This is a genomic window from Streptomyces sp. NPDC059718, assembly GCF_042733315.1.
GTDB lineage: Bacteria > Actinomycetota > Actinomycetes > Streptomycetales > Streptomycetaceae > Actinacidiphila.
In genome coordinates this window covers 80,455-106,238 of record NZ_JBHWGA010000003.1, presented here as the reverse complement: position 1 = coordinate 106,238, position 25,784 = coordinate 80,455, and the positions used below count along the sequence as shown (strand labels likewise).

General features: G+C 73.6%; 18 protein-coding genes. 16 read left to right on the top strand and 2 right to left on the bottom strand.

Annotated elements, in window-relative coordinates:
• Window positions 1-2,571, bottom strand: a complete 2,571-nt coding sequence (gene pepN / locus ACFV3E_RS05260; RefSeq protein WP_500533463.1) for an aminopeptidase N — start codon at window positions 2,569-2,571, stop codon at window positions 1-3.
• Between the two features lie 195 nt (window positions 2,572-2,766).
• Here pepN and ACFV3E_RS05255 point away from each other — a divergent pair, with 195 nt between their 5' ends.
• The 4 genes from ACFV3E_RS05255 (at window position 2,767) to ACFV3E_RS05240 (ending at window position 8,944) form a co-directional block, all read left to right on the top strand.
• Complete coding sequence (locus ACFV3E_RS05255; RefSeq protein ID WP_500533462.1) at window positions 2,767-6,177, top strand: beta-N-acetylglucosaminidase domain-containing protein; 3,411 nt, start codon at window positions 2,767-2,769, stop codon at window positions 6,175-6,177.
• Between the two features lie 135 nt (window positions 6,178-6,312).
• Window positions 6,313-6,852: a PadR family transcriptional regulator gene (locus ACFV3E_RS05250; protein ID WP_500369511.1), complete on the top strand. Its 540-nt coding sequence runs from the start codon at window positions 6,313-6,315 to the stop codon at window positions 6,850-6,852.
• Window positions 6,849-7,559 (top strand): ABC transporter ATP-binding protein, encoded by a 711-nt coding sequence (locus ACFV3E_RS05245; protein WP_500533461.1) that lies wholly within the window; start codon window positions 6,849-6,851, stop codon window positions 7,557-7,559. The genes ACFV3E_RS05250 and ACFV3E_RS05245 overlap by 4 nt, the downstream gene beginning before the upstream one ends.
• Complete coding sequence (locus ACFV3E_RS05240) at window positions 7,556-8,944, top strand: FtsX-like permease family protein (protein WP_500533459.1); 1,389 nt, start codon at window positions 7,556-7,558, stop codon at window positions 8,942-8,944. The genes ACFV3E_RS05245 and ACFV3E_RS05240 overlap by 4 nt, the downstream gene beginning before the upstream one ends.
• A gap of 101 nt (window positions 8,945-9,045) precedes the next feature.
• Here ACFV3E_RS05240 and ACFV3E_RS05235 read toward each other — a convergent pair whose 3' ends face one another.
• Complete coding sequence (locus ACFV3E_RS05235) at window positions 9,046-9,582, bottom strand: HNH endonuclease (RefSeq protein ID WP_499511921.1); 537 nt, start codon at window positions 9,580-9,582, stop codon at window positions 9,046-9,048.
• A gap of 232 nt (window positions 9,583-9,814) precedes the next feature.
• Here ACFV3E_RS05235 and ACFV3E_RS05230 point away from each other — a divergent pair, with 232 nt between their 5' ends.
• The 12 genes from ACFV3E_RS05230 to ACFV3E_RS05175 all read left to right on the top strand — a co-directional run bounded on the left by ACFV3E_RS05230 (window position 9,815) and on the right by ACFV3E_RS05175 (window position 25,741).
• A complete protein-coding gene (locus ACFV3E_RS05230; RefSeq protein ID WP_500533458.1) occupies window positions 9,815-10,873 on the top strand; it encodes a mechanosensitive ion channel family protein in 1,059 nt (352 codons plus the stop codon).
• Window positions 10,874-11,195: 322 nt separating this feature from the next.
• A complete protein-coding gene (locus ACFV3E_RS05225) occupies window positions 11,196-12,362 on the top strand; it encodes an ROK family transcriptional regulator (RefSeq protein ID WP_500533457.1) in 1,167 nt (388 codons plus the stop codon).
• A 118-nt stretch (window positions 12,363-12,480) separates the two neighbouring features.
• The gene (locus ACFV3E_RS05220) at window positions 12,481-13,818 is read left to right on the top strand and encodes an ABC transporter substrate-binding protein (RefSeq protein ID WP_500533456.1); all 1,338 of its coding nucleotides are present in this window, start codon (window positions 12,481-12,483) and stop codon (window positions 13,816-13,818) included.
• A complete protein-coding gene (locus ACFV3E_RS05215; protein WP_500533455.1) occupies window positions 13,818-14,765 on the top strand; it encodes a carbohydrate ABC transporter permease in 948 nt (315 codons plus the stop codon). Before ACFV3E_RS05220 ends, ACFV3E_RS05215 begins: the two co-directional genes overlap by 1 nt.
• 5 nt (window positions 14,766-14,770) lie before the next feature.
• The gene (locus tag ACFV3E_RS05210; protein ID WP_500533454.1) at window positions 14,771-15,676 is read left to right on the top strand and encodes a carbohydrate ABC transporter permease; all 906 of its coding nucleotides are present in this window, start codon (window positions 14,771-14,773) and stop codon (window positions 15,674-15,676) included.
• Complete coding sequence (locus ACFV3E_RS05205; protein ID WP_500533453.1) at window positions 15,673-16,935, top strand: 6-phospho-beta-glucosidase; 1,263 nt, start codon at window positions 15,673-15,675, stop codon at window positions 16,933-16,935. Before ACFV3E_RS05210 ends, ACFV3E_RS05205 begins: the two co-directional genes overlap by 4 nt.
• Window positions 16,926-17,942 (top strand): N-acetylglucosamine kinase, encoded by a 1,017-nt coding sequence (locus ACFV3E_RS05200; protein ID WP_500533452.1) that lies wholly within the window; start codon window positions 16,926-16,928, stop codon window positions 17,940-17,942. Before ACFV3E_RS05205 ends, ACFV3E_RS05200 begins: the two co-directional genes overlap by 10 nt.
• A gap of 251 nt (window positions 17,943-18,193) precedes the next feature.
• A complete protein-coding gene (locus ACFV3E_RS05195) occupies window positions 18,194-19,561 on the top strand; it encodes a GlnX family signal transduction membrane protein (RefSeq protein WP_500533451.1) in 1,368 nt (455 codons plus the stop codon).
• Window positions 19,562-19,578: 17 nt separating this feature from the next.
• On the top strand, window positions 19,579-20,598 hold the full coding sequence (locus tag ACFV3E_RS05190; protein ID WP_500533450.1) for a glutamate ABC transporter substrate-binding protein: 1,020 nt from the start codon (window positions 19,579-19,581) through the stop codon (window positions 20,596-20,598).
• Between the two features lie 39 nt (window positions 20,599-20,637).
• Window positions 20,638-21,924 carry a hypothetical protein gene (locus ACFV3E_RS05185; protein ID WP_500533449.1) on the top strand — a complete coding sequence of 429 codons (1,287 nt, stop codon included), beginning with the start codon at window positions 20,638-20,640 and terminating at the stop codon, window positions 21,922-21,924.
• Window positions 21,921-24,548: a serine/threonine-protein kinase gene (locus ACFV3E_RS05180; protein ID WP_500533448.1), complete on the top strand. Its 2,628-nt coding sequence runs from the start codon at window positions 21,921-21,923 to the stop codon at window positions 24,546-24,548. The genes ACFV3E_RS05185 and ACFV3E_RS05180 overlap by 4 nt, the downstream gene beginning before the upstream one ends.
• Before the next feature lie 5 nt (window positions 24,549-24,553).
• Window positions 24,554-25,741: a protein phosphatase 2C domain-containing protein gene (locus tag ACFV3E_RS05175; protein WP_500533447.1), complete on the top strand. Its 1,188-nt coding sequence runs from the start codon at window positions 24,554-24,556 to the stop codon at window positions 25,739-25,741.
• Window positions 25,742-25,784 lie beyond the last annotated feature (43 nt).

Genomic DNA, 25,784 nt, shown 5'->3' with positions numbered 1-25,784 from the left:
TCAGCCGGCCGCCGCGTCCGCGGCCTGGGCCTTCAGCGCGCGCTCGACCCCGGCACGGCACTCCGTCACCATGCGGCGCAGCGCCGGCGCCGGATCGGCCGCCGCCAGCCAGGCGTCGGTGGCGTCCAGGGTGTCCTGGGAGACCTGGAGCGCCGGGTAGAGCCCGACGATGATCTGCTGGGCCATCTCGTGGCTCCGGGACGCGAAGACGTCCGAGACCGCCTCGAAGTACCGCTGCGTGTACGGCGCCAGCAGCTCGCGCTGGTCCGGCTCGTAGAAGCCGGCGATGACCGCCTCCTGCACGGCGTTGGTGAGCGTCTCCGCCTCGACGACCGAGGCCCACGCCCCGGCCTTCGCCTCCGCCGTCGGCCGCGCGGCGCGCGCGGTCGCCGCGTGCCGCTCACCGGCCGCCGTGGCGTCCCGGCCGAGCTCGGCGGCGATGGCCTCCTCGTCGGCGCGGCCCGTGGCGGCCAGCCGCTCCAGGAGGGACCAGCGCAGCTCGGTGTCGACGGCCAGGCCCTCGATCGTCTCCGTGCCGCCGAGCAGGCCGGCGATCAGGTCCAGCTGGTCCTTGGTGCGGGCCGTCGCGGTGAACGCACGGGCCCAGGCGAGCTGGTGGTCGCTGCCGGGGGCGGCCGCGCGCAGGTGCTCCAGCGTCGCCTCGGTCCAGCGGGCGAGGCCGGTCTCGCGCCACTCGGGCGCGGCGTACAGCTCCAGCGCCGTCTTCACCTGGCGGTGCAGGGACTGCACGACGCCGATGTCGGACTCCTTGCCGATGCCGGAGAGCACCAGCTCCAGGTAGTCACGGGTGGCGAGTTCGCCGTCGCGGGTCATGTCCCACGCGGAGGCCCACACCAGGGCGCGCGGCAGCGACTCGGTGAAGTCGCCGAGGTGCTCGCGGACGGTGTCCAGCGAGACCTCGTCGAGCCGCACCTTGGCGTACGACAGGTCGTCGTCGTTGAGCAGCACGACCGCCGGGCGCGTGACGCCGACGAACTCCGGCACCGCGGTCAGCTCCCCGTCGACGTCGAGCTCGACGCGCTGGACGCGGACCAGCTTGCCGTCCTGGAGCTCGTAGGCGCCGATCGCGATGCGGTGCGGCCGCAGGATCGACTCGCCCTTGGCCCCGGCCGGCAGCGCCGGGGCCTCCTGGCGCACGGCGAAGGAGGTGATGGTGCCGTCGGCGGCGGTCTCGATCTCCGGGCGGAGGATGTTGATGCCCGCGGTCTCCAGCCACTTTTTCGACCAGGTCTTCAGGTCGCGGCCGGAGGTCTCCTCCAGGGCGGACAGCAGGTCGGCCAGACGGGTGTTCTTCCAGGCGTGGCGCTTGAAGTACGCCTGCACGCCGGTGAAGAACTCGTCCATGCCGACGTAGGCCACCAGCTGCTTCAGGACGGAGGCGCCCTTGGCGTAGGTGATGCCGTCGAAGTTGACCTGGACGTCCTGCAGGTCGTTGATCTCCGCCATGATCGGGTGGGTGGACGGCAGCTGGTCCTGCCGGTACGCCCAGGTCTTCATGGAGTTGGCGAAGGTGGTCCACGAGTGCGGCCACCGGCTGCCGGGCGCGTAGGCCAGGCAGGCGATGGAGGTGTAGGTGGCGAACGACTCGTTCAGCCACAGGTCGTTCCACCACTCCATGGTGACCAGGTCGCCGAACCACATGTGGGCCAGCTCGTGGAGGATCGTCTCGGCGCGCACCTCGTAGGCCGCGTCGGTCACCTTGGAGCGGAAGACGTACTGGTCGCGGATGGTGACCGCGCCCGCGTTCTCCATCGCGCCGGCGTTGAACTCCGGTACGAAGAGCTGGTCGTACTTGGCGAAGGGGTAGGGGAAGTCGAACTTCTCCTCGAACCAGTCGAAGCCCTGCCGGGTGACCTCGAAGATGGCGTCGGCGTCGAGGAACTCCGTCAGCGAGGGACGGCAGTACAGGCCCAGCGGCACGCTGCGGCCGCCCTCGCCCTCCCAGGTGCTGTGCACGGCGTGGTAGGGGCCGGCGATCAGCGCGGTGATGTACGTGGAGATGCGCGGGGTGGCCGCGAAGCTCCAGATGTTGTCGACCGGCTCGGGGGTCGGGGAGTTCGAGATGACCGTCCAGCCGGCCGGGGCCTTCACGGTGAAGGTGAAGCTCGCCTTGAGGTCGGGCTGCTCGAAGTTGGCGAAGACCCGGCGGGCGTCCGGCACCTCGAACTGGGTGTAGAGGTACGCCTGCTTGTCGACCGGGTCGACGAAGCGGTGCAGGCCCTCGCCGGTGTTGGTGTACGCCGCGTCCGCGACGACCCGCAGCTCGTTGGCGCCGGCCTGCAGCGACGGCAGGGCGATGCGGCTGTCCGCGAAGACCTCGGCCGGGTCCAGCGCGGTGCCGTTGAGCACCACCTCGTGGACCGTGGGGGCGACCAGGTCGATGAAGGTCGAGGCACCCGCCTCGGCGGAGTCGAAGCGCACCGTGGTCACCGACCGGAAGGTGCCGCCCTCCTGGGCCCCGCTCAGGTCGAGCTCGATGTCGTACGCGTCCACGGTGAGCAGGCGCGCTCGCTGCCGCGCCTCCTCACGGGTGAGGTTGGTGCCGGGCACGTGTCCGTCTCCTTCGTCGGGTTTTCGGCCATCCTCGCACGCGGGAGGGGTGGGACGGCCGGGGGTTTTCCCTCGACCGGCCGGTCGTGTCGCCGGGCGCCCCCGGCTACCGGCGGTACGGCCCGCGTGCACGGGCCGGAAGGGGCGCGTCGCTGCGTTGACACGCCCTCCGTGCGGGTGATGGGCTGTCGGACCATGACCCCGGGCAGGAGAACCGCCGCAACCCACACGGCAGCGCTCGTCGCCGCCGTCGTCGGCGGGGTGCTCGGGACCACGCCGGCCGCCCTGGCCGCTCCGCCCGCCACCCCGACGGCGGCGCCCGGCACCACGGACGGCACCGTGACGGCGGACGCCGCGCCCGCCGTCCACCCCAAGCCGCAGTCGCTGCGCGGTCGCGGCGGCACCGTCGCCGTACCGGACACGGCGACCCTGGTCGCCGGGCCCGGGGCGGACCCCTACGCCCTGGACGCCCTCCGCGCGATCCTGCGCGGCGCGGGCGTGACCACGCTCCACGAGGGGGCGGCGGAGCCGCGGGGGCTGGTGGTCTACACCGGCGGCGCGCGGGCCGACGCCGCGCTGCGCGCCCTGGGCGCCGCGCCCACCGGGGACCTGCCCTCGGGCGGCTACCGGCTCGCCGTGGGACGCACCGGCGGCCGCGCCGTCGTGGCGATGGACGGGGCGGGCGAGGACGGGCTGTTCCACGCGGCGCAGACGCTGCGCCAGTTGACCACCGCACGCGGTCTGCCGGGCGTCGTCGTCCGCGACTGGCCCGCGGCGGCGACGCGCGGCGTCACCGAGAGCTTCTACGGCGAGCCGTGGACCCCGCGGCAGCGGCTCGCCCAGCTGGACTTCCTCGGCCGCACCAAGCAGAACCGCTACCTGTACGCCCCCGGCGACGACCCCTACCGCCAGGAGCGGTGGCGCGAGCCCTACCCCGCCGCGCGCCGCGCGGAGTTCCGCGCGCTGGCCGAGCGGGCCCGGGCCAACCACGTGACGCTGGCGTGGGCGGTGTCGCCGGGCCAGGCGCTGTGCTTCTCCTCGCAGGAGGACCGCAGGGCTCTGCTGCGCAAGGCCGACGCGATGTGGGCGCTGGGCGTGCGCGGCTTCCAGCTGCAGTTCCAGGACGTGAGCTACAGCGAGTGGCACTGCGACGCCGACGCGGACGCGTACGGCGACGGCCCCGAGGCGGCGGCCCGGGCACAGGCCGACGTGGCCAACGCGCTCGCCGCCCACCTGGCGGAGCGCCACGGGGCCGCCGTACCGCTGTCGCTCCTGCCGACGGAGTACTACCAGGACGGCGTCACCGACTTCCGGGGCGAGCTGGCCCGGGTGCTCGACCGGGGCGTCGAGGTGGCGTGGACGGGCGTCGGCGTCGTCCCGGGGGAGATCACCGGGCGGCAGGTCGCCGACGCGCGGGCGGCGTTGCAGCATCCGCTGCTGACGATGGACGACTACCCGGTCAACGACTTCGCCGAGGACCGGATCTTCCTCGGCCCCTACACCGGACGTGAGCCCGCGGTCGCGACGGCGTCCGCGGGACTGCTGGCGACGGCGATGCGCCAGCCCGCCGCCTCCCGGATCGCGCTGTTCACGGTGGCCGACTACGCGTGGAACCCGCGCGGGTACGACCGTGCGGCCTCCTGGCGCGCGGCCGTCGACGACCTGGCGGGCCGCGATCCCGGAGCCCGCGACGCACTGCGCGCCCTGGCGGGCAACGAGGCCTCCTCGGCGCTGGACGAGGGCGAGTCGGCGTATCTGCGGCCGCTCATCGCGGAGTTCCTGGACGCCTACGCGAACGGCGGCCGGGAGCGGCTGGAGAAGGCGGCCGGCCGGCTGCGCGGGGCGTTCACCACGATGCGCGGCGCCCCGGAACGCCTGGACGGACTGGCGGACGGCTCCTTCGGCGGCGAGGTGCGGCCGTGGCTGAGCCAGCTGGCCCGCTACGGTTCGGCTGGCGAGCACGCCGTCGACATGCTGGTGGCGCTGCGCGCGGGTGACGGCACCGGCGCGTGGCGGGACCGGCTGGCACTGGAGCGGACCCGCCGGCGGATAGCGGACAGCCCGGCGACCGTGGGGCACGGGGTGCTCGACCCGTTCCTGGCGAGGACGCTGGCCACGGCGGACGCGTGGACCGGCGTGCGCACCGCGGGCCGCAAGGCCACCGCCACCCTGGGCTCGGCCCGGTCCACCGAGCCGTCGCTGATGACCGACGGCAAGGACGGCACCGCCTGGGCCAGCGACGCCCCGCCGCAGCAGGACGACGCCTTCGGGGTCGACCTGGGCGGCACCCGCACGATCCGCAGCGTGCGCGTCGCCATGGGTGCCGCGCAGCCCGGCCCCGAGCGGGACGACTACCTGCGCGAGGCGGTGCTGGAGTACTCCGCGGGCGACGAGGGCGGCTGGCGGACCGCCGCCACGGTGCACGACGACCGGACCGTGACCGTGCGGCTGCCCGAGGGCACCCGGGCGCGGTACGTGCGGCTGCGCGCGACCGCAGCGCAGGAGAACGCCGTGACGGTGCGGGAGTTCACCGTCGGCACGGAGGACGACGGCACCTCCGGCGTCCTCGCCGCCGACCCCGCGTCCCTGGCGGCCTCCGACGGCGACGCCACGACCACCGTCCGCGTGCCCGCCGGGGGGCTGACCCTGGAGTACGGCTCGGCCCGCCCGCTGGAGGCGCTGACCGTGCTCACCGACACCGGGCCGGGTGCCGCCGGTTCGGTCGAGGTGCGGGTGCCCGGCCAGGGCTGGCACCGGCTCGGTTCGCTGGGCGGCGGCTGGACCGAACTGCCGGCGCAGGGCCTGCGGGCGGACGCGGTGCGGGTCACCCCGTCGGCGGGGGCACACCCGCCGGTCGTCCACGAGATCGTCCCTTGGTACGCGGACCGGCCCGCGGCCCGGATGACCCTGGACCGCACGGAGACCGACCTGGAACTCGGCGGCGCCCCCGCGACCGTCACCGCGGAGCTGACCGACGCCTCGCCCGCCGCCGCCAGGGTGTCGCTGACCGCCGAGGCCCCGGAGGGCGTCGTGGCCGTCACGCCCGGCGAGGTGGAACTGCCGCGCGGCGGCAAGGTCGTGGTGCCGGTGCGGTTGTCCCTGCCCGCGGACGCTGTGCCCGGCCTGTACGAGGTGCCGCTGGCGTTCCGCGCCGAGGGCCGCACCGTGCGGCAGACCGTCACGGTGCACGCCTATCCGCGCACCGGCGGCCCCGACCTCGCCGCGGGCGCCGCGGCCACCTCCTCCGGTGACGAGACCGCCGACTTCCCGGCCTCGGCGCTGACCGACGGTGACCCCGGGACCCGCTGGTCCTCCCCCGTGCGCGATGACGCCTGGGTGCAGGCCGAGCTCCCGCGGGCCGCCAGGATCGGCCGCGTGGTGCTGCGCTGGCAGGACGCGTACGCCTCCCGCTACACGATCCTGACCTCGGCCGACGGGCAGAGCTGGCACACCGCGGCGGTGATCTCCGACGGCCGCGGCGGCACCGAGTCCGTACGGCTGGACGCCCCCTCCGACACGCGCTTCCTCCGCGTGCAGGGGCTGGAGCGCGGCACGAAGTACGGCTACTCGCTGTACTCGTTGCAGGCCTACGCCGTCACCGACTGAACCGGCACCACCCACCCCCGCAGCCCCCCGCAGCCCGCCGTGCGCCCGCGGTCCGTTGCGGACCGTTGTGGGGTGGTCGCACATCTGTCACTATTCACTGAGTACATGTATTGAGTGAAGAGAGGAGGGCGTCGCATGAGCACCGGCAACGTCCTGCTGGGACTGCTCGCCGCCGGTCCCGGCCACGGCTACGACCTGAAGCGGCGGCACGACGAACGCTTCCCCCAGGCCCGCCCCCTCGCCTACGGCCAGGTCTACACGAGCCTGCAGCGCCTGATGCGCGACGGCCTCGCCGAAGTCGACGCCACCGAGAGCGACGGCGGCCCGGAGCGCACCACCTACCGGCTCACCGAACAGGGCTCGCTGGCACTGCGGACCTGGCTCGGCGAGCCCGTACCGCCCGCGCCCGTCAGCGCGGCCAACGAGATCTTCGCCAAGGTCACGGCGATCATGGCCTCCGGCTACGGCGACCCGGCCGCGTTCCTGCGCCTGCAGCGCGCCGCCCACCTCGCCCGGATGCGCGAGCTCACCGCGGTGAAGACCGCACCCGGCGCCCCGCTGTCGGCCGTGCTCTCCGCCGACTACGCCCTCACCCATCTCGACGCCGACCTGCGCTGGATCGACAACGCCGCGCAGCGCCTCGGCGCCCTGGCCGAGGAGGTCACCTCAGCATGACCACACCCCTGATCGAGGCCCGCGGCCTCGTCAAGCGGTACGGCACCACCGACGCCCTGCGCGGCGCCTCGCTGCGCCTGCTGCCCGGGGAGGTCCTGGCCGTCACCGGCCCGAGCGGCAGCGGGAAGTCCACGCTGCTGCACTGCATGTCGGGCATCGTCCGGCCGGACGAGGGCGAGGTCCGCTACACGGGCGGCGAGGCCGGCGCGGAACGGCTCGACCAGGCCGCGGAGACCCGCCGCTCCACGCTGCGGCGCACCGACTTCGGCGTCGTCTTCCAGTTCGGCCAGCTGGTCGGCGAGCTGACCGCCCTGGACAACGTGGCCCTGCCCCTGCTGCTGGCCGGGACCTCCCGCTCCGCCGCCCACGACCGTGCGGGCACCTGGCTGGAGCGCTTCGGGGTGCGCGGTCAGGCCGCCCTGCGCCCGGGCGAGATGTCCGGCGGGCAGGCACAGCGCGTCGCCCTGGCCCGTGCGATGGTCACCGGCCCGAAGGCGGTCTTCGCGGACGAGCCGACCGGGGCCCTGGACTCCCTCGCCGGTGAGCAGGTCATGACCGCCCTGGTCCACGCCGCCCGCGAGTCCGGTACCGCCGTGCTCCTGATCACGCACGACGCCCAGGTCGCGGCGTACGCGGACCGCGAGGCGACGGTGCGGGACGGCGTCGTCGAGTCAGAGGACGAGCCCGCCGCAGAGGTGACCCGGTGAGGGGGCTGCGGGGGGACGCCCTGCTGGCCTGGGCACTGCTGCGGGGCTCCCCGCGCAGCGAGTGGTGGCGCCTGGCGCTCACCGCGCTCGGCGCGGCCCTCGGCACGGGCTTCGCCCTGGCGGCAGCCGTCGTGGCCGTGATCGGCACCCGGTACGCGGACGGGACGCCCCGGTACACCAACGACCTGCTCAACCTCGCCGGGCTGCGGCCGGGGGTCATCGCCGTGCTCCTGCTGCTCCTGGTCCCGGTGCTCGCCTTCCTCGGCCAGTGCACCCGGATCGGCGCGCTGCGGCGCGAGCACCGGCTGGCCGCGCTCCGCCTGTCCGGGGCCACCCCGCGGCAGGTCCGGCGAATCGCCGCACTGGAGGCGGGCGCCGCCGGCGGCCTGGGGGCGGTGGCCGGGCTGGTGGGCTTCCTCGCGCTGCGGGCCGTGCTCGCGGCGGTGCAGGACGACCGCAGGACGCCGACCTGGCCCACCGACGTGCCGGTGCCGTGGCTTCCCGCCGCCCTGGTCGTCCTGGCGGTGCCGGTGCTGGCCACCCTGGAGGCACGGTTCGCCCTCCGCCGGTCGGCGCACGACCCGCTGGGCGTGGTCGCGAAGCGACGGCCGCCGCGCGGCGGGGCGATCCGCTGGCTGCTGGGCCCGGTGGCGCTGCTCGCGGGGACCGCGCTGATGCTGGCGGGGACGCGGGTGGCGCTGGACCGCGCACCGGCCGTGGTGGTGGTGCCGGCGTTCCTGGTCCTGTACGTCTACGGGCTCCTCCACAGCAGCGCGGGGCTGGCACTGCTCACCGGACGGCTCGCCGCCCGGTCGGGCCGTCCGGTGCTGCTGATCGCCGGGGAACGGCTGCGGAACGACCCCTGGGCAGCGGCCCGGGCCCACTCGGTGCTGATGCTCGCGGCGCTGGTGGGGGCGGGCTGGGCGGCCATGCGCCGGGTGACGGTGGACGGACTGCGCGCGGAACCGGGCTACAGCGCCGACGACCTGGCCTTCTACATCGGCGGCTGGAACCTGGCGGGGCTCGCCATCCTGATCGGCAGTGCGGTCACCGTGAGCGGCGTCGCGGTGGGCGTCGTGGAGTCGCTCATGACCCGCCGCCGGACCCTGGCCGCCCTGGCCGCGGCGGGAACTCCCCGGAAGGTGCTGTGGCGCGCCACGCTGCTGGAGACGGCGCTGCCCCTCGTCCCGGCGCTGCTGCTCGGCGCCGGCTGCGGCCTGGCGCTCGTCGTCCCCGTCGTGCTCCACGACGAGCGGCGCGCTCTGCCGCTGCTGGAGCCGGCGCTGCTCACGGGCGGCCTGCTGGCCGCCGCCCTGCTGGCGACCGCCGCCTGCCTGCCGCTGCTGCGCCGCACCGTGCACCCGGCGCAGCTGCGCCACGAGTAGGGGCCGACGGGCGCGCTACGGGGCCCCGGACCGGCACGGGGGTGCGGTCCGGGGCCCTGAGCCCGGTCCGGGACGGTTCAGGACAACACGAAGGCCCGGTCTCAGGCGGATATGCCGTCGATCCGGGCCATGGCGTCCTCCGCGCCGAATGGCTGCAGGTATGGCAGCCAGCGCGGGTCCCTATGCCCCGTCCCGATGATCCGCCAGGCGAGACCGGACGGCGGGGCGGGCTGGTTGCGCATCCGCCAGCCGAGCTCGGCGACATGGCGGTCGGCCTTGAGGTGGTTGCACCGGCGGCATGCCGCGACCACGTTGTCCCACGTGTGCTGGCCTCCGCGGCTGCGCGGGATCACGTGGTCGACGCTGGTTGCGACGCCTCCGCAGTACGCGCACCGGCCGCCGTCCCGCGCGAACAGCGCCCGCCGGGTCAGGGGCACGGGGCCGCGAAAGGGGACTCGGACGAATTTGGTGAGCTTGACGACACTCGGAGCGGGGACAGTGCAGGTCGCGCTGTGCATATAGGCGCCGGATTCCTCGAGGCACACGGCCTTCTTGTTCAGCACGAGGATGAGCGCGCGGCGGAGCGGTACGACGCCGAGCGGCTCGTACGACGCGTTGAGGACCAGGACATGCGGCACGGGTGCCTCCTTTTACGCCGGCGGCGCGTGGCTCGCGCCGGGACGATCTGCCCACAGTCTCTCCGGAAGCCCGGTCACGGCGCCACCATGACCGGGTAACGGAGCGAGGGTGTTTTCAACCACACCCCTTTTACATGCCCTGAATCACCGCACGTCGCGCTCGAACAACACAACGGGACACTTCGCCTCCCCCGTTAGTGTGGGAACCTGCCCAACCCGGAGGTTTCCGCCCGTGTCCCCCTCGCCGTCCACCGTCACGACGATCGACGACGCCCAGAAGAGCGCGACCGACGCCGCCGACTACATCAGCCAGAACTGGGCGGACTGGCTCTCCGCCGGGCTGCGCATCCTGCTGATCACGGTGATCGCGCTGGTGCTGCGGTCCGTCGTCCGCCGCATGATCACCAAGTTCATCGAGCGCATGAACCGCGGCGCCGAGGTCGCGGCGACGAGCGCGCTGGGCGGGCTGCTGGTCAACGCCGAGCGGCGGCGGCAGCGCAGTGAGGCGATCGGCTCGGTGCTGCGCAGCGTGGCCTCGTTCGTGATCATGGGGACGGCGGCACTGACGGTGCTGTCCGTGCTGAAGATCAACCTGGCTCCGCTGCTGGCCAGCGCGGGTGTGGCCGGTGTGGCGATCGGCTTCGGCGCGCGGAACCTGGTGACCGACTTCCTCTCGGGCGTCTTCATGATCCTGGAGGACCAGTACGGCGTCGGCGACGTGATCGACGCGGGCGTCGCCAGCGGCACCGTGGTCGAGGTCGGACTGCGGGTGACCAAGCTGCGCGGCGACAACGGCGAGATCTGGTACGTCCGCAACGGCGAGGTCAAGCGGATCGGCAACCTCAGCCAGGGCTGGGCGACGGCCGTGGTGGACGTCCAGGTCGGCTACGGGGAGGACCTGGACCGGGCCCGCACGGTGATCGAGGAGGCCGCCGCCGCCATGGCCAAGGACCAGCCGTGGGACGAGGTGCTCTGGGAGCCGGTCGAGGTGCTGGGCCTGGAGTCGGTGACCTCGGACTCGGTGCTGATCCAGACGCAGGTCAAGACGATGCCGGGCAAGTCGGCGGCGGTCGCCCGGGAGCTGCGCTGGAGGATCAAGCGGGCCTTCGACGCGGCCGGGATCGCGATCGTCGGCGGAACCCCGCAGGCGGTGGAGGAAGCCGAGCCGGCCGACCCCTCGTCCGCCGTCGCCCCGCCGTCCGCGCTGGCCAACCCCGCCTCCCCGCAGGCCCTGGCGGCCCAGCCGCTGGCCCAGGCGCCGGCGTCGTCCCAGCCGAGCACCGTCAAGTAGCGACACCGCCCACCAGGGGCGCCGGGCACCGCCCGGCGCCCCTTTTCCGTGCCGCGGCGCGGCCGGTAACGCTTTGGCGCCGACCTCGCGAACGGCCCTTGACGCTCCGGCCACGGGCGCCTACCTTGCCTTTCACCAACAGGAAAGTTTCCTAACTACCAACACCGGGCACACCAGCCCCCCTGACCCCACCCAGCCCATCAGCCCCGTGCCGTAGCCTGCGGCGCGAGCCGTCACGACGAGGGAGGACGAGACCGTGGCCGGTACCCCCGGAAGCCCGGGCACACCTGGCACCCCCGGCACACCGCGCGTACTGCGGGCGATGAACGACCGCGCCGCGCTCGACCTGCTCATCGAACACGGCCCGCTCTCCCGTACCCGGATCGGCAAGCTCACCGGCCTGTCGAAGCCCACCGCCTCCCAGTTGCTCGCCCGTCTCGAAGCGGCCGGGCTGGTCCTCGCCACCGGTACGACGGCCGGGCGCCCGGGGCCCAACGCCCAGCTGTACGCGGTCAACCCCGCGGCCGCGCACGTCGCCGGCCTCGACGTGACGACCGAGCGCATCCGTGCCGCCGTCGCCGACATCACCGGCCGGGTGGCCGGCGTGTTCGAGCTCGCCGCCCCGGGCCGCGGCCGGCGCGGCCAGAACGGCGCCGTCGAGCAGGTCGTCCAGGCCGTCGACGGCGCGGTGAAGGCGGCCGGGCTGCACCGCACCGACCTGCACCGGATCGTCGTCGGCACCCCCGGCGCCTTCGACCCCAGCACCGGCCGGCTGCGCTACGCCAGCCACCTCCCCGGCTGGCACTCCCCCACCCTCCTGGACGAGCTGGCCGCCGCCCTGCCCGTCCCCCTGGAGTACGACAACGACGTGAACCTCGCCGCCGTCGCCGAGCAGCGGCTCGGCGCGGCGCGGGACCACGACGACTTCGTCCTGCTGTGGAACGAGGAGGGCATCGGCGCGGCCATCGTGATCGGCGGCCGGCTGCACCGCGGCTGGACCGGCGGCGCCGGCGAGGTCGGCTTCATGCCGGTGCCGGGGACCCCCCTGGTCCGGCACGTCGCCAAGGCCAACGCCGGCGGCTTCCAGGAACTGGCCGGCTGCAACGCGGTCCTGCGCATCGCGCGGGAACTGGGACTCGCCGTGCCGCGGGGCACCCAGGCCGAGGGCGCCTCGGCGCTGCTCGCCGCGGCGGCGGGGACCGGTGACGACGCGCACACCGAGCTGCTGCGGCGCTTCGCCACCGGGCTCGCCATCGGGCTGGCCTCGCTGGTGACCGTCCTTGACCCCGAACTGATCGTCCTGGCCGGCGGGGTGATCGCCGCGGGCGGGGAGCCGCTGCGCTCCCTGGTCCAGTCCGAACTGGCCGAACTGGCCGTGCCCCGGCCCCGGCTGGTGCTCGGCGGCGTACCGAACGACCCCGTCCTGTCCGGGGCGCTGCAGAGCGCCCTCGCCACCACCCGCGACGAGGTGTTCGACACCTCGCGCTGAACGCACCAGCCCACCCGTCCCACCCACCCACCCGCACACGCAGCGGACGGACCCCCGCGGGTCCCTCCGCCGGTCTCGCACACCCTCGAACCGCCCGAAGTCCCCCGGAGGAAGCGAAGTGTCCGGTTCCACCAAGACGGCCGCGGCCGCCGTCGCAGCCGCCGCCGCGATAACCCTGCTGACGAGCGCGTGCACGGGCTCCGGCAACAACACCGCAGGCGACGACCCCAGCAAGGACGTGACCATCACCTTCTGGCACGGCTGGTCCGCGCCGAGCGAGGTGACGGCGATCGACGCCAACGTCAAGGCGTTCGAGAAGGCCCACCCCAACATCCACGTCAAGGTCCAGGGCAACATCACCGACGACAAGATCAACCAGGCGCTGCGGGCCGGCGGCCCCAACGCCCCGGACGTCGTCTCCTCCTTCACCACCGACAACGTCGGCAAGTTCTGCTCGTCCAACGCCTTCGCCGACCTGGACCCGTTCCTGAAGAAGTCCGGCATCGACCCGGCCGCCACCTTCCCCAAGCCGATGCTGGAGTACACCCAGTTCGAGGGGAAGCGCTGCACGCTGCCGCTGCTCGGCGACGCCTACGGCCTGTACTACAACAAGGACGCCTTCAAGGCCGCCGGGATCACCTCCCCGCCGAAGACCCTCTCGGAGTTCAAGGCCGACGCGGTCAAGCTCACCAAGAGCAAGGGCGACTCGTACTCCCAGCTCGGATTCATGCCGAACTTCCACGGCTACGAGTCCACCACCACGCACCTGGCCGCGCAGTGGGGCGCGAAGTACTTCGACGCCGACGGCAAGTCCGGCGTCGCCAAGGACCCGGGCTTCGCGGCCATGTTCACCTGGCAGCAGGACATGGTGAAGGCGCTCGGCGGCTTCAAGAAGCTGGAGAAGTACCGGTCGGGCTTCGGTGACGAGTGGGGCGCCAAGAACCCCTTCCACACCGGCCAGGTGGCCATGGCCATCGACGGCGAGTGGCGGGCCGGCATGGCCGGGGAGGCGGGCACAAAGTTCGAGATCGGCGTCGCCCCCTTCCCCGTGCCGGACGACCAGGCCGACACCTACGGCAAGGGCTACCTGTCGGGCACGATCATCGGCGTCGCCAACACCAGCGCCAAGAAGAACGCCGCCTGGGAGCTGGTGAAGTACATGACCACCGACACCCACGCGGTGGTGAGCTTCGCCAACGTCATCCACAACGTGCCCTCCACGCTGGCCGCGCTGAAGTCCCCGGAGCTGGACGCCGATCCCCTCTTCCGCACCTTCGTGGAGATCGCGCAGAACCCCAACAGCACCACCACCCCCGCCAGCGTCAACGGCGGCACCTACCAGCTGACGCTGCAGGACTTCGGCTACGCCTACGAGGCGGGCAAGCAGACCGACCTGGCCGCCGGCCTCAAGGGCGTCGACGAGCAGGTCGACAAGGACATCGCGCAGGCCCGCTGATGAGCACCGTCCACCCGATGCTGAGGGCGAAGCGCCGCCGAGAGGCGCTTCGCACCCTCGCCTTCCTCTCGCCCTGGTTGATCGGCTTCAGCGTCTTCTTCGCCTACCCGCTGGTCTCGACCGTCTACTTCTCCTTCATGAAGTACGACGGCTTCACCGCCCCCACCTGGAACGGCCTCAAGAACTGGTCGTACGTCTTCAACGACTACCCGTTCTTCTGGCCGGCGTTGCGCAACACCCTGTGGCTGGTCGTGGTCATGGTCAGCCTGCGGGTCGTGTTCGGGCTCGGGATCGGGCTGCTGATCACGAAGATCAAGACGGGCGCGGGGCTGTTCCGCACCGCCTTCTACCTGCCCTACCTGGCCCCGCCGGTGGCCGCGACCATGGCCTTCGCCTTCCTGCTCAACCCCGGCACCGGGCCGGTCAACCACCTGCTGGGCAGCGTCGGGCTGCCGACGCCCGGCTGGTTCAACGACCCCTCCTGGTCCAAGCCCGCCCTCACGCTGCTGGCCCTGTGGGGCATCGGCGACCTCATGGTCATCTTCATGGCGGCGCTTCTCGACGTGCCCAAGGAGCAGTACGAGGCCGCCGAGCTGGACGGCGCCGGCCCCTGGTCGCGGTTCCGCTACGTCACGCTGCCGAACATCTCGCCCATCGTGATGTTCGCCGTCGTGACCGGGGTGATCCAGACGATGCAGTACTACACACAGCCCCTGGTCGCCGGGAAGGTCGCCAGCGGCATCATCGGCGGCTCCGGCCAGCAGTTCGAACCCGGCTACCCGGAGAAGTCCACGCTGACCCTGCCGCAACTGGTCTACAACCTCGGCTTCCAGCGCTTCGACACCGGCTCGGCCTGTGTGATCGCCCTCGTGCTCTTCGCGCTCTCCATGGCCTTCACCGCGCTCCTGATGCGCCGCCGCAGCGGCTTCCTGACGGCGGAGGACTGACACCCATGACGACCCACGCGACCCTCGCCCCCTCCGCCCCGGCGTCCGCCACCGGACTCCCCTCCGGTGCGCGGCGCACCGCGGCCCGCAAGGCGGCGCTGCACTGGATCGCGGTGCACGCCCTCGGCATCGCCGCCGCGCTCTTCTTCGTCCTGCCGTTCGTCTTCGTCTTCCTCACCGCGGTGATGAGCGACAACCAGGCCCTCACCCGCGACCTGTGGCCCAGGACCTGGGAGTGGGGCAACTTCGGCACCGTCTGGGACACCCCGGGTTTCCTCACCTGGTGGCGCAACACCCTGCTGTACGCGGGCCTCGGGACCGTGCTGACCGTCGTCTCCAGCACGCCGGTCGCCTACGCGCTGGCCAAGTTCCGCTTCCGCGGGCGGAATCTGTCGATGATGCTCGTGATCTCCACCATGATGCTGCCCCCGCAGGTCGTCATCGTGCCCATGTACCTGTTCTGGGCGAAGCAGCTGCACCTGTCGGGCACGCTGTGGCCGCTGATCATCCCGATGGCCTTCGGCGACGCGTTCACCATCTTCCTGCTCCGGCAGTTCCTGCTCACCATCCCCAAGGAGTACACGGACGCGGCGAAGGTCGACGGCTGCGGCGAACTGCGCACGATGCTGCGCGTCGTGCTCCCGATGGCGAAGCCGGCCATCGCCGCGGTGGCGCTGTTCCAGTTCTTCTACTGCTGGAACGACTACTTCGGCCCGCAGATCTACGCGAGCGAGAACCCGGCCGCCTGGACCCTGAGCTACGGCCTGGAGTCCTTCAAGGGCGCCCACCACACCGACTGGAACCTGACGATGGCCGCCACGGTGCTGGTCATGGCACCCGTGATCGTCGTCTTCTTCTTCGCGCAAAAGGCCTTCATCGAAGGCGTGACGTTGACGGGAGTCAAAGGATGAAGCTGGCGGTCGTGGGCGGCGGGTCCACGTACACCCCGGAACTCATCGACGGTTTCGCCCGGTTGCGGGAGACCCTGCCGGTCGAGGAGCTGGTCCTGGTCGACCCCGCCGAGGACCGGCTGCGGCTGGTCGGCGGGCTCGCCCGGCGGATCTTCGCCAGGCAGGGCCACCCCGGCACCGTGACCACCACCTCGGACCTGGACGCGGGCGTGGCCGGGGCCGACGCCGTGCTGCTGCAACTGCGCGTGGGCGGCCAGGCCGCCCGGGCCCAGGACGAGGCGTGGCCGCTGGAGTGCGGCTGCGTCGGTCAGGAGACCACCGGCGCGGGCGGGCTGGCCAAGGCGCTGCGCACGGTGCCGGTGGTGCTGGACATCGCCGAGCGGGTCCGCCGGGCCGCTCCCGGTGCCTGGATCATCGACTTCACCAACCCGGTCGGCATCGTCACCCGCGCCCTGCTGCAGGCCGGTCACAAGGCCGTCGGGCTGTGCAACGTCGCCATCGGCTTCCAGCGGAAGTTCGCCGGGCTGCTCGGCGTGGCGCCCGAGGACGTCCACCTGGACCACGTGGGCCTCAACCACCTCACCTGGGAACGCGGCGTCCGGCTCGGCGGCCCCGCCGGCGAGGACGTCCTGCCGAAGCTGCTCGCCGGGCACGCCGACACCATCGCCGCCGACCTCCACCTGCCCCGCCCGGTGCTGGACCGGCTGGGCGTGGTGCCCTCGTACTACCTGCGCTACTACTACGCCCACGACGAGGTCGTGCGGGAGATGCGGACCAAGCCGTCCCGGGCCGCCGAGGTGGCCGCCATCGAGGCGGAGCTGCTGGGGATGTACGGGGACGAGACCCTCGACGAGAAGCCGGAGCTGCTCTCCCGGCGCGGCGGGGCCTACTACTCCGAGGCCGCCGTGGCCCTCGCCTCCTCCCTCCTGCGGGACACCGGCGACGTCCAGGTCGTCAACACCCTCAACAACGGCACCCTCCCGTTCCTCCCCGACGACGCCGTCATCGAGGTCCCGGCCACCGTGGACGCGAACGGGACGCACCCGCTGCCCGTCCCGCCCCTGGACCCGCTGTTCGCCGGTCTGGTCGCGAACGTCACCGCCTACGAGGACCTGGCGCTGACCGCCGCCGTGCACGGCGGACGCGACCGGGTCTTCAAGGCCCTGCTCTCGCACCCCCTCGTCGGCCAGTACGAGTACGCCGAGGCCCTGACCGACCGTCTGATCGCGCACAACCGGGAGCACCTCGCGTGGGCCTGAACCCTCTCGTCGTCGACGGGGTGCTCGCCGTCGACGCGGGCAACAGCAAGACCGACGTCGCCCTCGTCGCCGCCGACGGGACGGTGCTGGGCACCGCCCGCGGCGGCGGGTTCCAGCCGCAGATCGTCGGCACCGAGACGGCGGTCGAGGTGATCGCGCGCATCGTCGAGCGGGCCGTCGACGCCGCCGGCCTCGCCCCGCGGTCCGGCGAGCCGCTGGTGCGGCACGTCTCCGCGTGCCTGGCCAACGCCGACCTCCCCGTGGAGGAGCAGCAGCTCGAACTCGCCGTCCACGCACGGGGCTGGGGCGGGACGACCCGGGTGGCCAACGACACCTTCGCCCTCCTGCGCGCGGGCGTCGACGGGCCGCGCGGGGTCGCCGTGGTGTGCGGCGCCGGCATCAACTGCGCGGGCATGCTCCCGGACGGGCGCACGGCCCGCTTCCCGGCCATCGGACACCTGTCCGGCGACTGGGGCGGCGGGGCGGGCCTGGCCGACGAGGCCCTGTGGTGGGCGGCGCGCGCGGAGGACGGCCGCGGCGGCGCCACCGCGCTCGCCGCCGCGCTCCCCGGGCACTTCGGGCTGACCTCGATGTACGCCCTGATCGAGGCCCTGCACCTGGGCCACCTCGCGATCTCCCGCAAGCACGAGCTGACCCCCGTCCTCTTCGCGACCGCGCAGGCCGGCGACCCGGTCGCCCGGGCCATCGTGGAGCGGCAGGCGGAGGAGATCGTGGTGATGGCCACGGTCGCGCTGCGCCGGCTCGACCTGCTCGACGAGGAGGCCGACGTCGTCCTCGGCGGCGGTGTGCTGGCCGCCCGCCACCCCTTGCTGATGGACTCCGTGACCTCCCTGCTGGCCGCCGCGGCGCCCAAGGCCGTTCCCAAGGTGGTGACCTCCCCGCCGGTGCTGGGCGCCGCCCTGCTGGGCCTGGACCGCACCGGCGCGACGGCGGAGGCGCACGCCCGGCTGCGGGCGCACTACGCATCGGTGGGCTCCGTGTCGTAACCGGCGCGCACGCCGGGGGAACCGAACGCACTCCCCCGTGCGTGGTGAGCTGCGAGGGGGCGGCGCGCGGGGGGACCCGACGGGCGGCAGACGGGCTGTACGGACGGCAAGATCCACGCAATCCCTGGGTGGATGCCGGTGACGACGGCCATACTGCTGGTCATGGGCTCGTCGCGCGTACGCGCGGGCGAACGGGTCGGGGGGAGGGCCGGCAGGTGACACGGACGCCGTTGGAAACGGAGTCGCCGACCGTGCGGGCGGACACGCCCGCACCCGGCGGCAGGCGACCACGCGCGTGGGTGGAGCAACTACGCGTGTGGCGCGCCGCGGCCACCACGGAACCGGGACGGCTGCGGATCATCGGAGCGCTGCTGGCCCTGCTCGTCGTCGCCTTCGGCGCGGTGACGGCGTGGCAGATCACCGAGCGGGCCGCCGCGGCCGACGACGTGATCCACCACAGCGAGCCGCTGAGCGCCCGGGCCGCGGACATCTACCGCTCGCTCGCCGACGCGGACGCCACCGCCGCCGGCGGCTTCCTCGCCGGCGGCGACGATCCCGCGCAGGACCGCGAGCGGTACACCCGGGACATCGAGATCGCCTCACGGAACATCGCCGACGCGGCGGCCAGTTCCGAGGACTCCGCCCAGGCGCAGGCCCGCCTGGAGCGGCTGAACCAGCGGCTGTCGGTCTACACCGGCCTGGTCGAACGGGCCCGCGCCAACAACCGCCAGGGCTTCCCGGTCGGCGGGGCGTACCTGCGACGCGCCAACAAGATGATGAGCGAGGAGATCCTCCCGGACGCCAAGCAGCTGTGGACGATCGAGACCGCACGGCTGGGCGAGGACTACCAGGACGCCAAGGCCCTGCCGCTGGCCGCCTGGGGCCTCGGCCTCGTCGCGCTGGGCGCGCTGGTGTGGGCGCAGCGGCGCTCGTACCGGCGGACCCACCGGGTGTTCAACCCGGGCATGCTGGCCGGCACGGTGGCCACCGCCGTGGTGCTGCTGTGGCTGGTCGCCGGGCACGGCGTCGCCCGTGCCCGGCTGGACGACTCCTACGCGCACGGCGCGCGGTCGCTGCAGGTCCTCAACGAGGCCCGGATCCAGACCCTGCAGGCCCGTGGCAACGAGAACCTGACACTCGTGGCCCGCGGCGGCGGGGACGCCTACAGCACGGCGTACGACAAGCAACTGCAGGGCCTGGCGGGCACGGACGCCGACGGGCGGACGGGCCTGCTGGCGCGGGCGCTCGACCTCGCCGACGACGACCAGGGCCGCAAGAGCATCACGTCCGCGATGGAGGCCGCGAAGGCCTGGTGGGGACTGCACGGCGAGGCCCGCGAGAAGGACGACGCGGGCAACTACCTGGACGCCGTGGCCCAGACGATCGGCGGCACGTACGAGAACGGGCAACGGCCCGAGCAGTTCACCGGCTTCTGCTTCGACCAGGTCGACACCGACCTCGCCCGCGCCGTCGACCACGAGCAGCAGGAGTTCGAACGGGCCGCCGCCGACGGGCGCGGCGCGCTGGACGGCCTGGTTTCGGGTGCCGCGCTGCTGGCGGTGCTCGGCGCCGCGGGCGCGGTGCTCGGCATCGGGCGCCGGCTGTCGGAGTACCGGTGAGCGGGGGGAGGCGGCTGATGGGACGCCAGGAGCGTGGGTGGCGCGTGCGGGGCTGGGCGGCCGTGGTCTCGGCGGCCGCGTTGTGCGCGGCCGCGGCCGCCGGCGCCGTGCTGCCGCCGCAGTACGGCGAAGACGGGGACCGGGACCGGCCGGAGGCACGGGCGGCGGCCACCGGGACGCCGGCCGCCGCGCCCGGGAAGGCCACGGCCGACGACGACTGCGGCGGCCACCCGGAGGCGAGTCTGCGGTCGTCCTCAGCGAGCGGACCGGCGATCGAACGGATCAAGAAGCGCGGCAAACTGGTCATCGGGGTCGACCAGAACGGCTACCGCTGGAGCTACCGCGACCCGGTCTCCCGGAAGATCGTCGGCTTCGACATCGACCTGGCCAAGGCCATCGCCAAGGACATCCTCGGCAGCGAGGACGCCATCCTCTACAAGACCGTGCCGACCGCCAAGCGCTTCGACGCCGTCAACAACCGTGACGTGGACCTGCTGGTGCGCACCGTGAGCATCACCTGCGAACGGATCAAGGAGAAGCACATCGCCTTCTCCACCGCCTACTTCGAGGCGGGGCAGCAACTGCTGGTCCCCCGTCAGGGTTCCAGGATCAAGGGGTTCGACTCCTCCGTGAAGGGGAAACGGATCTGCGTCGCCCAGGGGAGCACCGGGCAGGCCGAGCTGGAGAAGGAGCAGGAGCGGCTGCAGCCCCGCATCCTGCTCGTGGCGAACCAGCTGGACTGCCTGGTGATGCTGCAACTCGGCGAGGCGGACGCCGTCTTCACCGACAACGCGCTGGCCGCCGGCCAGGCCGCCCAGGACCCGGCGGTGCGGCTGGTGGGCACCCCGGTCACCACCGAGTACTACGGCGTGGCGATGAACGAGAAGGACACCGACCTGGTGCGCCGGGTCAACAGGGTGCTGGAGGACTACCGCAGCGGTGGCCCGGACAGTCCCTGGATGCAGGCGTACCGTACCTGGCTGGAGGCGGACCTTCCCGGCATCGAGGGGCCGCCGGAACCGCTCTACAAGGACTGACGCGAAGTACGGGGACCGGCGGGAGAGAAGGAAGGTGCGATGGCGGTCGCGGGACCATCCGGACCGGCGATGAGCCGTGAGGACGCCGACCGTGCCCTGGCACGGCTCGGTGACGAGCGGGACGCGATCGAGGCGTCCCTGCTCGCGCTGCAGGACCACTCCGGCCGCAGGCTGCTGGAGGGCGCGGCGCTGAGCGGTGCCACCAAGGAGCGCTGGGCCGCGGCCGAGCAGGCCGTCGCCCTGCTGTGGGCGCACTTCGACACGTACACGGAGGCCCTCATCACCGCCCGGGCCCTGCGCGGCCGCCGCCGCTGGCCCACCCAGAGCGAACTGCGGGAACTGACCGAGCTGCTGCGCGGCTCCGGCGTCACCGTCTCCGGCGGCGCCGTGCCGGAGGCGGCACGGGGCCTGACGGGTCCGGCACGGCTGAGCGAACGGGTCAGCCTGGAGCAGCTGCTGGCGCGGATGAACGAGTGGTACGCGCAGGTGATGGACGTGGTGTCCGCCGCCGACGCGGTGTGGTCGGCGCTGCCCGCGCGCATCGACCTGCTGATCGCGGAGGCGCAGCGGGTCCGATCGCTCGCCGAGTCCGTCGGGGTGCGCCCCGGCACCCACCCCTCGGGCGACGACCTTGCGGGGATGCTGGACGCGCTGGCGGCGCTGCGCGCCGAGGTGGTCTGCGACCCGCTCGCCTTCTGGTCCGGCGGCCGGCCCGACACCGGGCGCTACGACCGGGCCGGGCGGACCCTGGAGGACATACGGCGTGAGGTCGAGGCCGTGCTGCACGTCCGCGACGACGCCGACCACCGGCTGATGCGGCTGCGGGACGTCCTGTCGCGCGCCGACCGCACCCTCACCGAGGCGCGCAGCGCCCGGGTCGAGGTGCTCGCCAAGATCGCGGCCTCGGAGGTGCCCGCGGTGAGCGGGGCGCCGGTCGCGCTGCACGATCAGCTCTCCGCCGCGGTCGACTTCCGCAGGACCGGCCAGTGGCACCGTCTCTCCCCGCTGCTGGACGGCCTCGAACAGCGCGCGGACGACGAACTGCTGCGCGCCCGCGAGTCGCTGACCGCGGTCACCGCGCCGCTGGCCGTCCGCGCCGAGCTCCGCGGCCGGCTCGACGCGTACCGGGCGAAGGTGGCGCGTCACGGAATGGCGGAGGACCCGCTCCTGATGGAGCGCTACGACCACGCGCGGCGTCTGCTGTGGAGCGCGCCGTGCGACCTGCGCGCCGCGGAGCACGCGGTGCTGCGCTATCAGCAGGCCGTTGCCGAGTTGCTGGTGCCGGGGCAGGCGGGACCTGCCGACCACAGGGGGGATGCACGATGAACTGCCAGCGTCCGGGCTGCGACGGGACGATCGAGGACGTCGGCGGCGGTGAGCTGTTCTGCGACACGTGCGGGCTGGCGCCGCTCGCCGCGGCGGCGGGGCCGGCCGCCGGCCCGGGCGGGGGCGGGGGCTCGTCGAAGCCGTCGCAGCCGTCGCGGGCCACGGGGACCGGGCCGGGTTCCGGAGCCTCCTCGCGCTCGTCGCGGACCTCGGGCTCGTCCCGCTCCTCGCGCCGTTCGGTCTCGGGGCGGCTGTCCCGTTCGCTGAGCGGCACCACGAGCGGTGCCGCCTCCGTCTCCGTGCGCAGTTCGCGCTCCGGCTCCAGCGGGCCGACCCGCGGCAAGCTGGGCGCCGGCCTGGTGACCGTACCGCCCATCCCCCGGCCGGACCCGGCCGCCGCGGTGCTGCACGACCCGCAGGTCCCCGAGCGGAAGCGGTTCTGCAGCAGGGGCGACTGCGGGGCGCCGGTCGGACGCAGCCGCGGCGACCGGGCCGGGCGCACCGAGGGCTTCTGCACCAAGTGCGGTCACCCGTACTCGTTCACGCCCAAGCTGCGGGCGGGCGACGTGGTGCACGGCCAGTACGAGGTCGTGGGCTGCCTGGCGCACGGCGGCCTGGGCTGGATCTACCTGGCCGTGGACCGGGCGGTCAGCGACCGCTGGGTGGTGCTCAAGGGCCTGCTCGACACCGGCGACGAGGACGCGCTGGCCGCGGCGGTCTCCGAACGCCGCTTCCTCGCCGAGATCGAGCACCCCAACATCGTGCGGATCTACAACTTCGTCGAGCACCTCGACCCGCGGGGCGGCACCCTCGACGGCTACATCGTCATGGAGTACGTCGGCGGCAAGTCCCTCAAGGAGATCGCCAACGAGCGCCGCAGCGCCGACGGAAGACGCGAGCCGCTCCCCGTCGACCAGGCCATCGCCTACGCGATCGAGGCGCTGGACGCCCTCGGCCACCTGCACAGCCGCAACCTGCTCTACTGCGACTTCAAGGTCGACAACGCCATCCAGACCGAGGACCGGCTGGAACTGATCGACATGGGCGCCGTCCGCAGGATGGACGACCAGGACAGCCCGATCTACGGGACGGTCGGCTACCAGGCGCCCGAGGTGCCCGAGGTCGGCCCGTCCGTCGCCTCGGACCTGTACACGGTGGCGCGGACGCTGGCCGTGCTCACCTTCGACTTCCAGGGCTACACGAACGTGTTCGCGGACAGCCTGCCGGACCCGGACGGCATCGAGGTCTTCTCCCGCTACGAGTCCTTCTACCGGCTGCTGGTCCGTGCCACCGACCCCGACCCGGGGCGGCGCTTCGCCTCGGCGGAGGAGATGAGCGATCAGTTGCTGGGCGTGCTGCGCGAGGTCGTGGCGCTCGGCACCGGCAAGCCGCGGCCCGCGCTGTCCACCCTGTTCGGCCCGGAACTGCGGGTGGTCGACACCGAGTTGCTGGCGGCCGCCGAGGACGCCTCCACCCTGGGCGACCGCGGCGCGAACGGTGCGAACGGCGACCGCAGGGGCGCCGGGCCGGCCCTGCCCGCCGCGACCGCCGCCGCTCCTGCCCTGCCCCCGTCGCCGGCACCGGTGCCCGGCCCCGGCGGGTACGGCACGACCGTGCCGGGCACTCCGTTTACCGTGCCCGCCCAGCGGACCGCCCCGCCGGCCCTGGCGGCCGGGCCCGCCGTCTCTTCCCTCGACGTACGGGCCGCGGCGCTCTCGCTGCCCGTGCCGCACGTCGACCCCGCCGACCCCAACGCCGGTTTCCTGGCCGGACTCGCCGCCGCCGCGCCGTCCGAGCTGGTGGCCGCGCTGCAGGCGGCGCCGGTGCGCTCCCCGGAGCTGAGGCTGCGCGTCGTGCGCGCCCGGCTCGACAACGACGACGCGCCCGCGGCCGCCGAGGAGTTGCGGAGACTGCAGGAGGAGCATCCCGACGACTGGCGCGTGGTGTGGCACCGCGGTCTGGCCGCGCTCGTCACCCGTGACGACGGCACCGCCGCGCTGTCCTTCGACGCGGTCTACGACGCGTTCCCCGGCGAGCCCGCCCCGAAGCTGGCGCTCGGCGTCTGCGCCGAGGTGCTGGGCCAGCTGGACAACGCCGCCGAGTACTACCGGCTGGTGTGGACCACCGACCAGAGCTACGTGAGCGCGGCCTTCGGCCTGGCCCGCGTCCGGCTCGCCGCGGGCGACCGGGCGGGAGCGGTGGCCGCCCTGGAGTCGGTCCCGGAGTCCTCGATCCACTACACGGCCGCGCGGGTGGCGGCCGTCCGCGCGCGGCTGCGCGGACGCGCCCCGCAGGAGCCGCTCCTGGACGACCTGCGTGCCGCGGCCCGGCAGGTCGAGGACCTGCAACGACTGGGTCTTGACACGCGGTTGCGCGAGCAGCTGTCCACCGAGGTGCTGGGCAGCGCGCTGGACTGGGTGCTGGCCGGGCAGCAGGGCGCGGCCGGCGTCCCGTCCGCCGGATCCGCCACGCCCGGGCTCCTGGGCCGGGACCTGGACGAACGGGGGCTGCGCTTCGGCCTGGAACACTCGTACCGGGTACTGGCCCGGCTCGCCGACCAGGGCCGCACAAGGATCGATCTGGTGGAGCGGGCCAACCGCCTCCGCCCCCGGACGTGGGTGTAACCGCCATGCCGCACGAGACCGTTTGCCCGGAGTGCAGCGAGCCTCTGGAACCCGACGACAAGTTCTGCGGCGTCTGCGGCGCCGACCTGTCCGCGCCCCGGCAACCGGACGCGTACGAACTGGCGCCGCCCGACCCCGCCGCCGCCCCCGGACCGCCGGGCGGTGATCCGGAGTCGTACGAGCTGGCCCCGCCGGGGAGGGACACCGACACCCTCCCCTTCGGCCTGGGCACCGCCGACCTGCCCCGGGCGCGGATCACCGATCCGCGGCTGGACCCGTCCCCGGGCGGGACGTCCGCGGCCTCGCCGCGGTGCGTCGCCTGCGGCATGGGCGACGTCGACGGGGACGGCTACTGCGAGCACTGCGGGCACGCACAGCCCCGGCCCCGCGACCACCAGGAGCAGGAGTGCGACGGCGTGGCCGCCGTGACCGACCGGGGCCTGCGGCACCACCGCAACGAGGACGCCTTCGCGCTGGCGACGACCGCGCTGCCCGACGGCACGCCCGCCGTCGTCGCCGTGGTGTGCGACGGGGTGTCCTCCGCGTACCGTCCCGACGACGCCTCGGAGACGGCCGCGGGCACCGCGAGCACGTCCCTCGTACGGTCCCTCGCCCGCGGCGCCCACCCCGAGGAGGCGATGCGCGACGCGCTGCTCGTCGCCGCCCAGGCGGTGACGGACCTGGCGGCCGAGACCCCCGAGGAGGAGGCCCGGCGCCACCACAACGCGCCCGCGTGCACCTGCGTCAGCGCGATCACCTCCGGCAAGACCTTCACCGTGGGCTGGATCGGGGACAGCCGTGCCTACTGGATCCCCGACGACCGCTCCGCCCCCGCCTCCCGGCTGACCGAGGACGACTCGTGGGCCGAACGCATGGTGACGATGGGCCTGATGACCCAGGCCGAGGCGTACGCGGACGAGCGGGCCCACGCCATCACCGGCTGGCTCGGCGCGGACGCCGTGGAACTGGACCCGCACACCGCTTCCTTCGAACCGGACGAACCGGGTGTAGTGGTGGTGTGCACCGACGGACTGTGGAACTACGCGGAGTCGGCCGCGGAGCTGGCCTCCGTGGTGCCCGAGGACGCCCGCACCCGGCCGCTGTCGTGCGCCCGCACGCTGGTCGGGGTCGCCATCGACGGTGGCGGCCACGACAACATCACCGTCGCCGTGCTGCCGTTCCCGGCCGCGTGACCTCTCCCTGATGCTCTCTTCCGAAGGTTGAACAAGCGCAAGG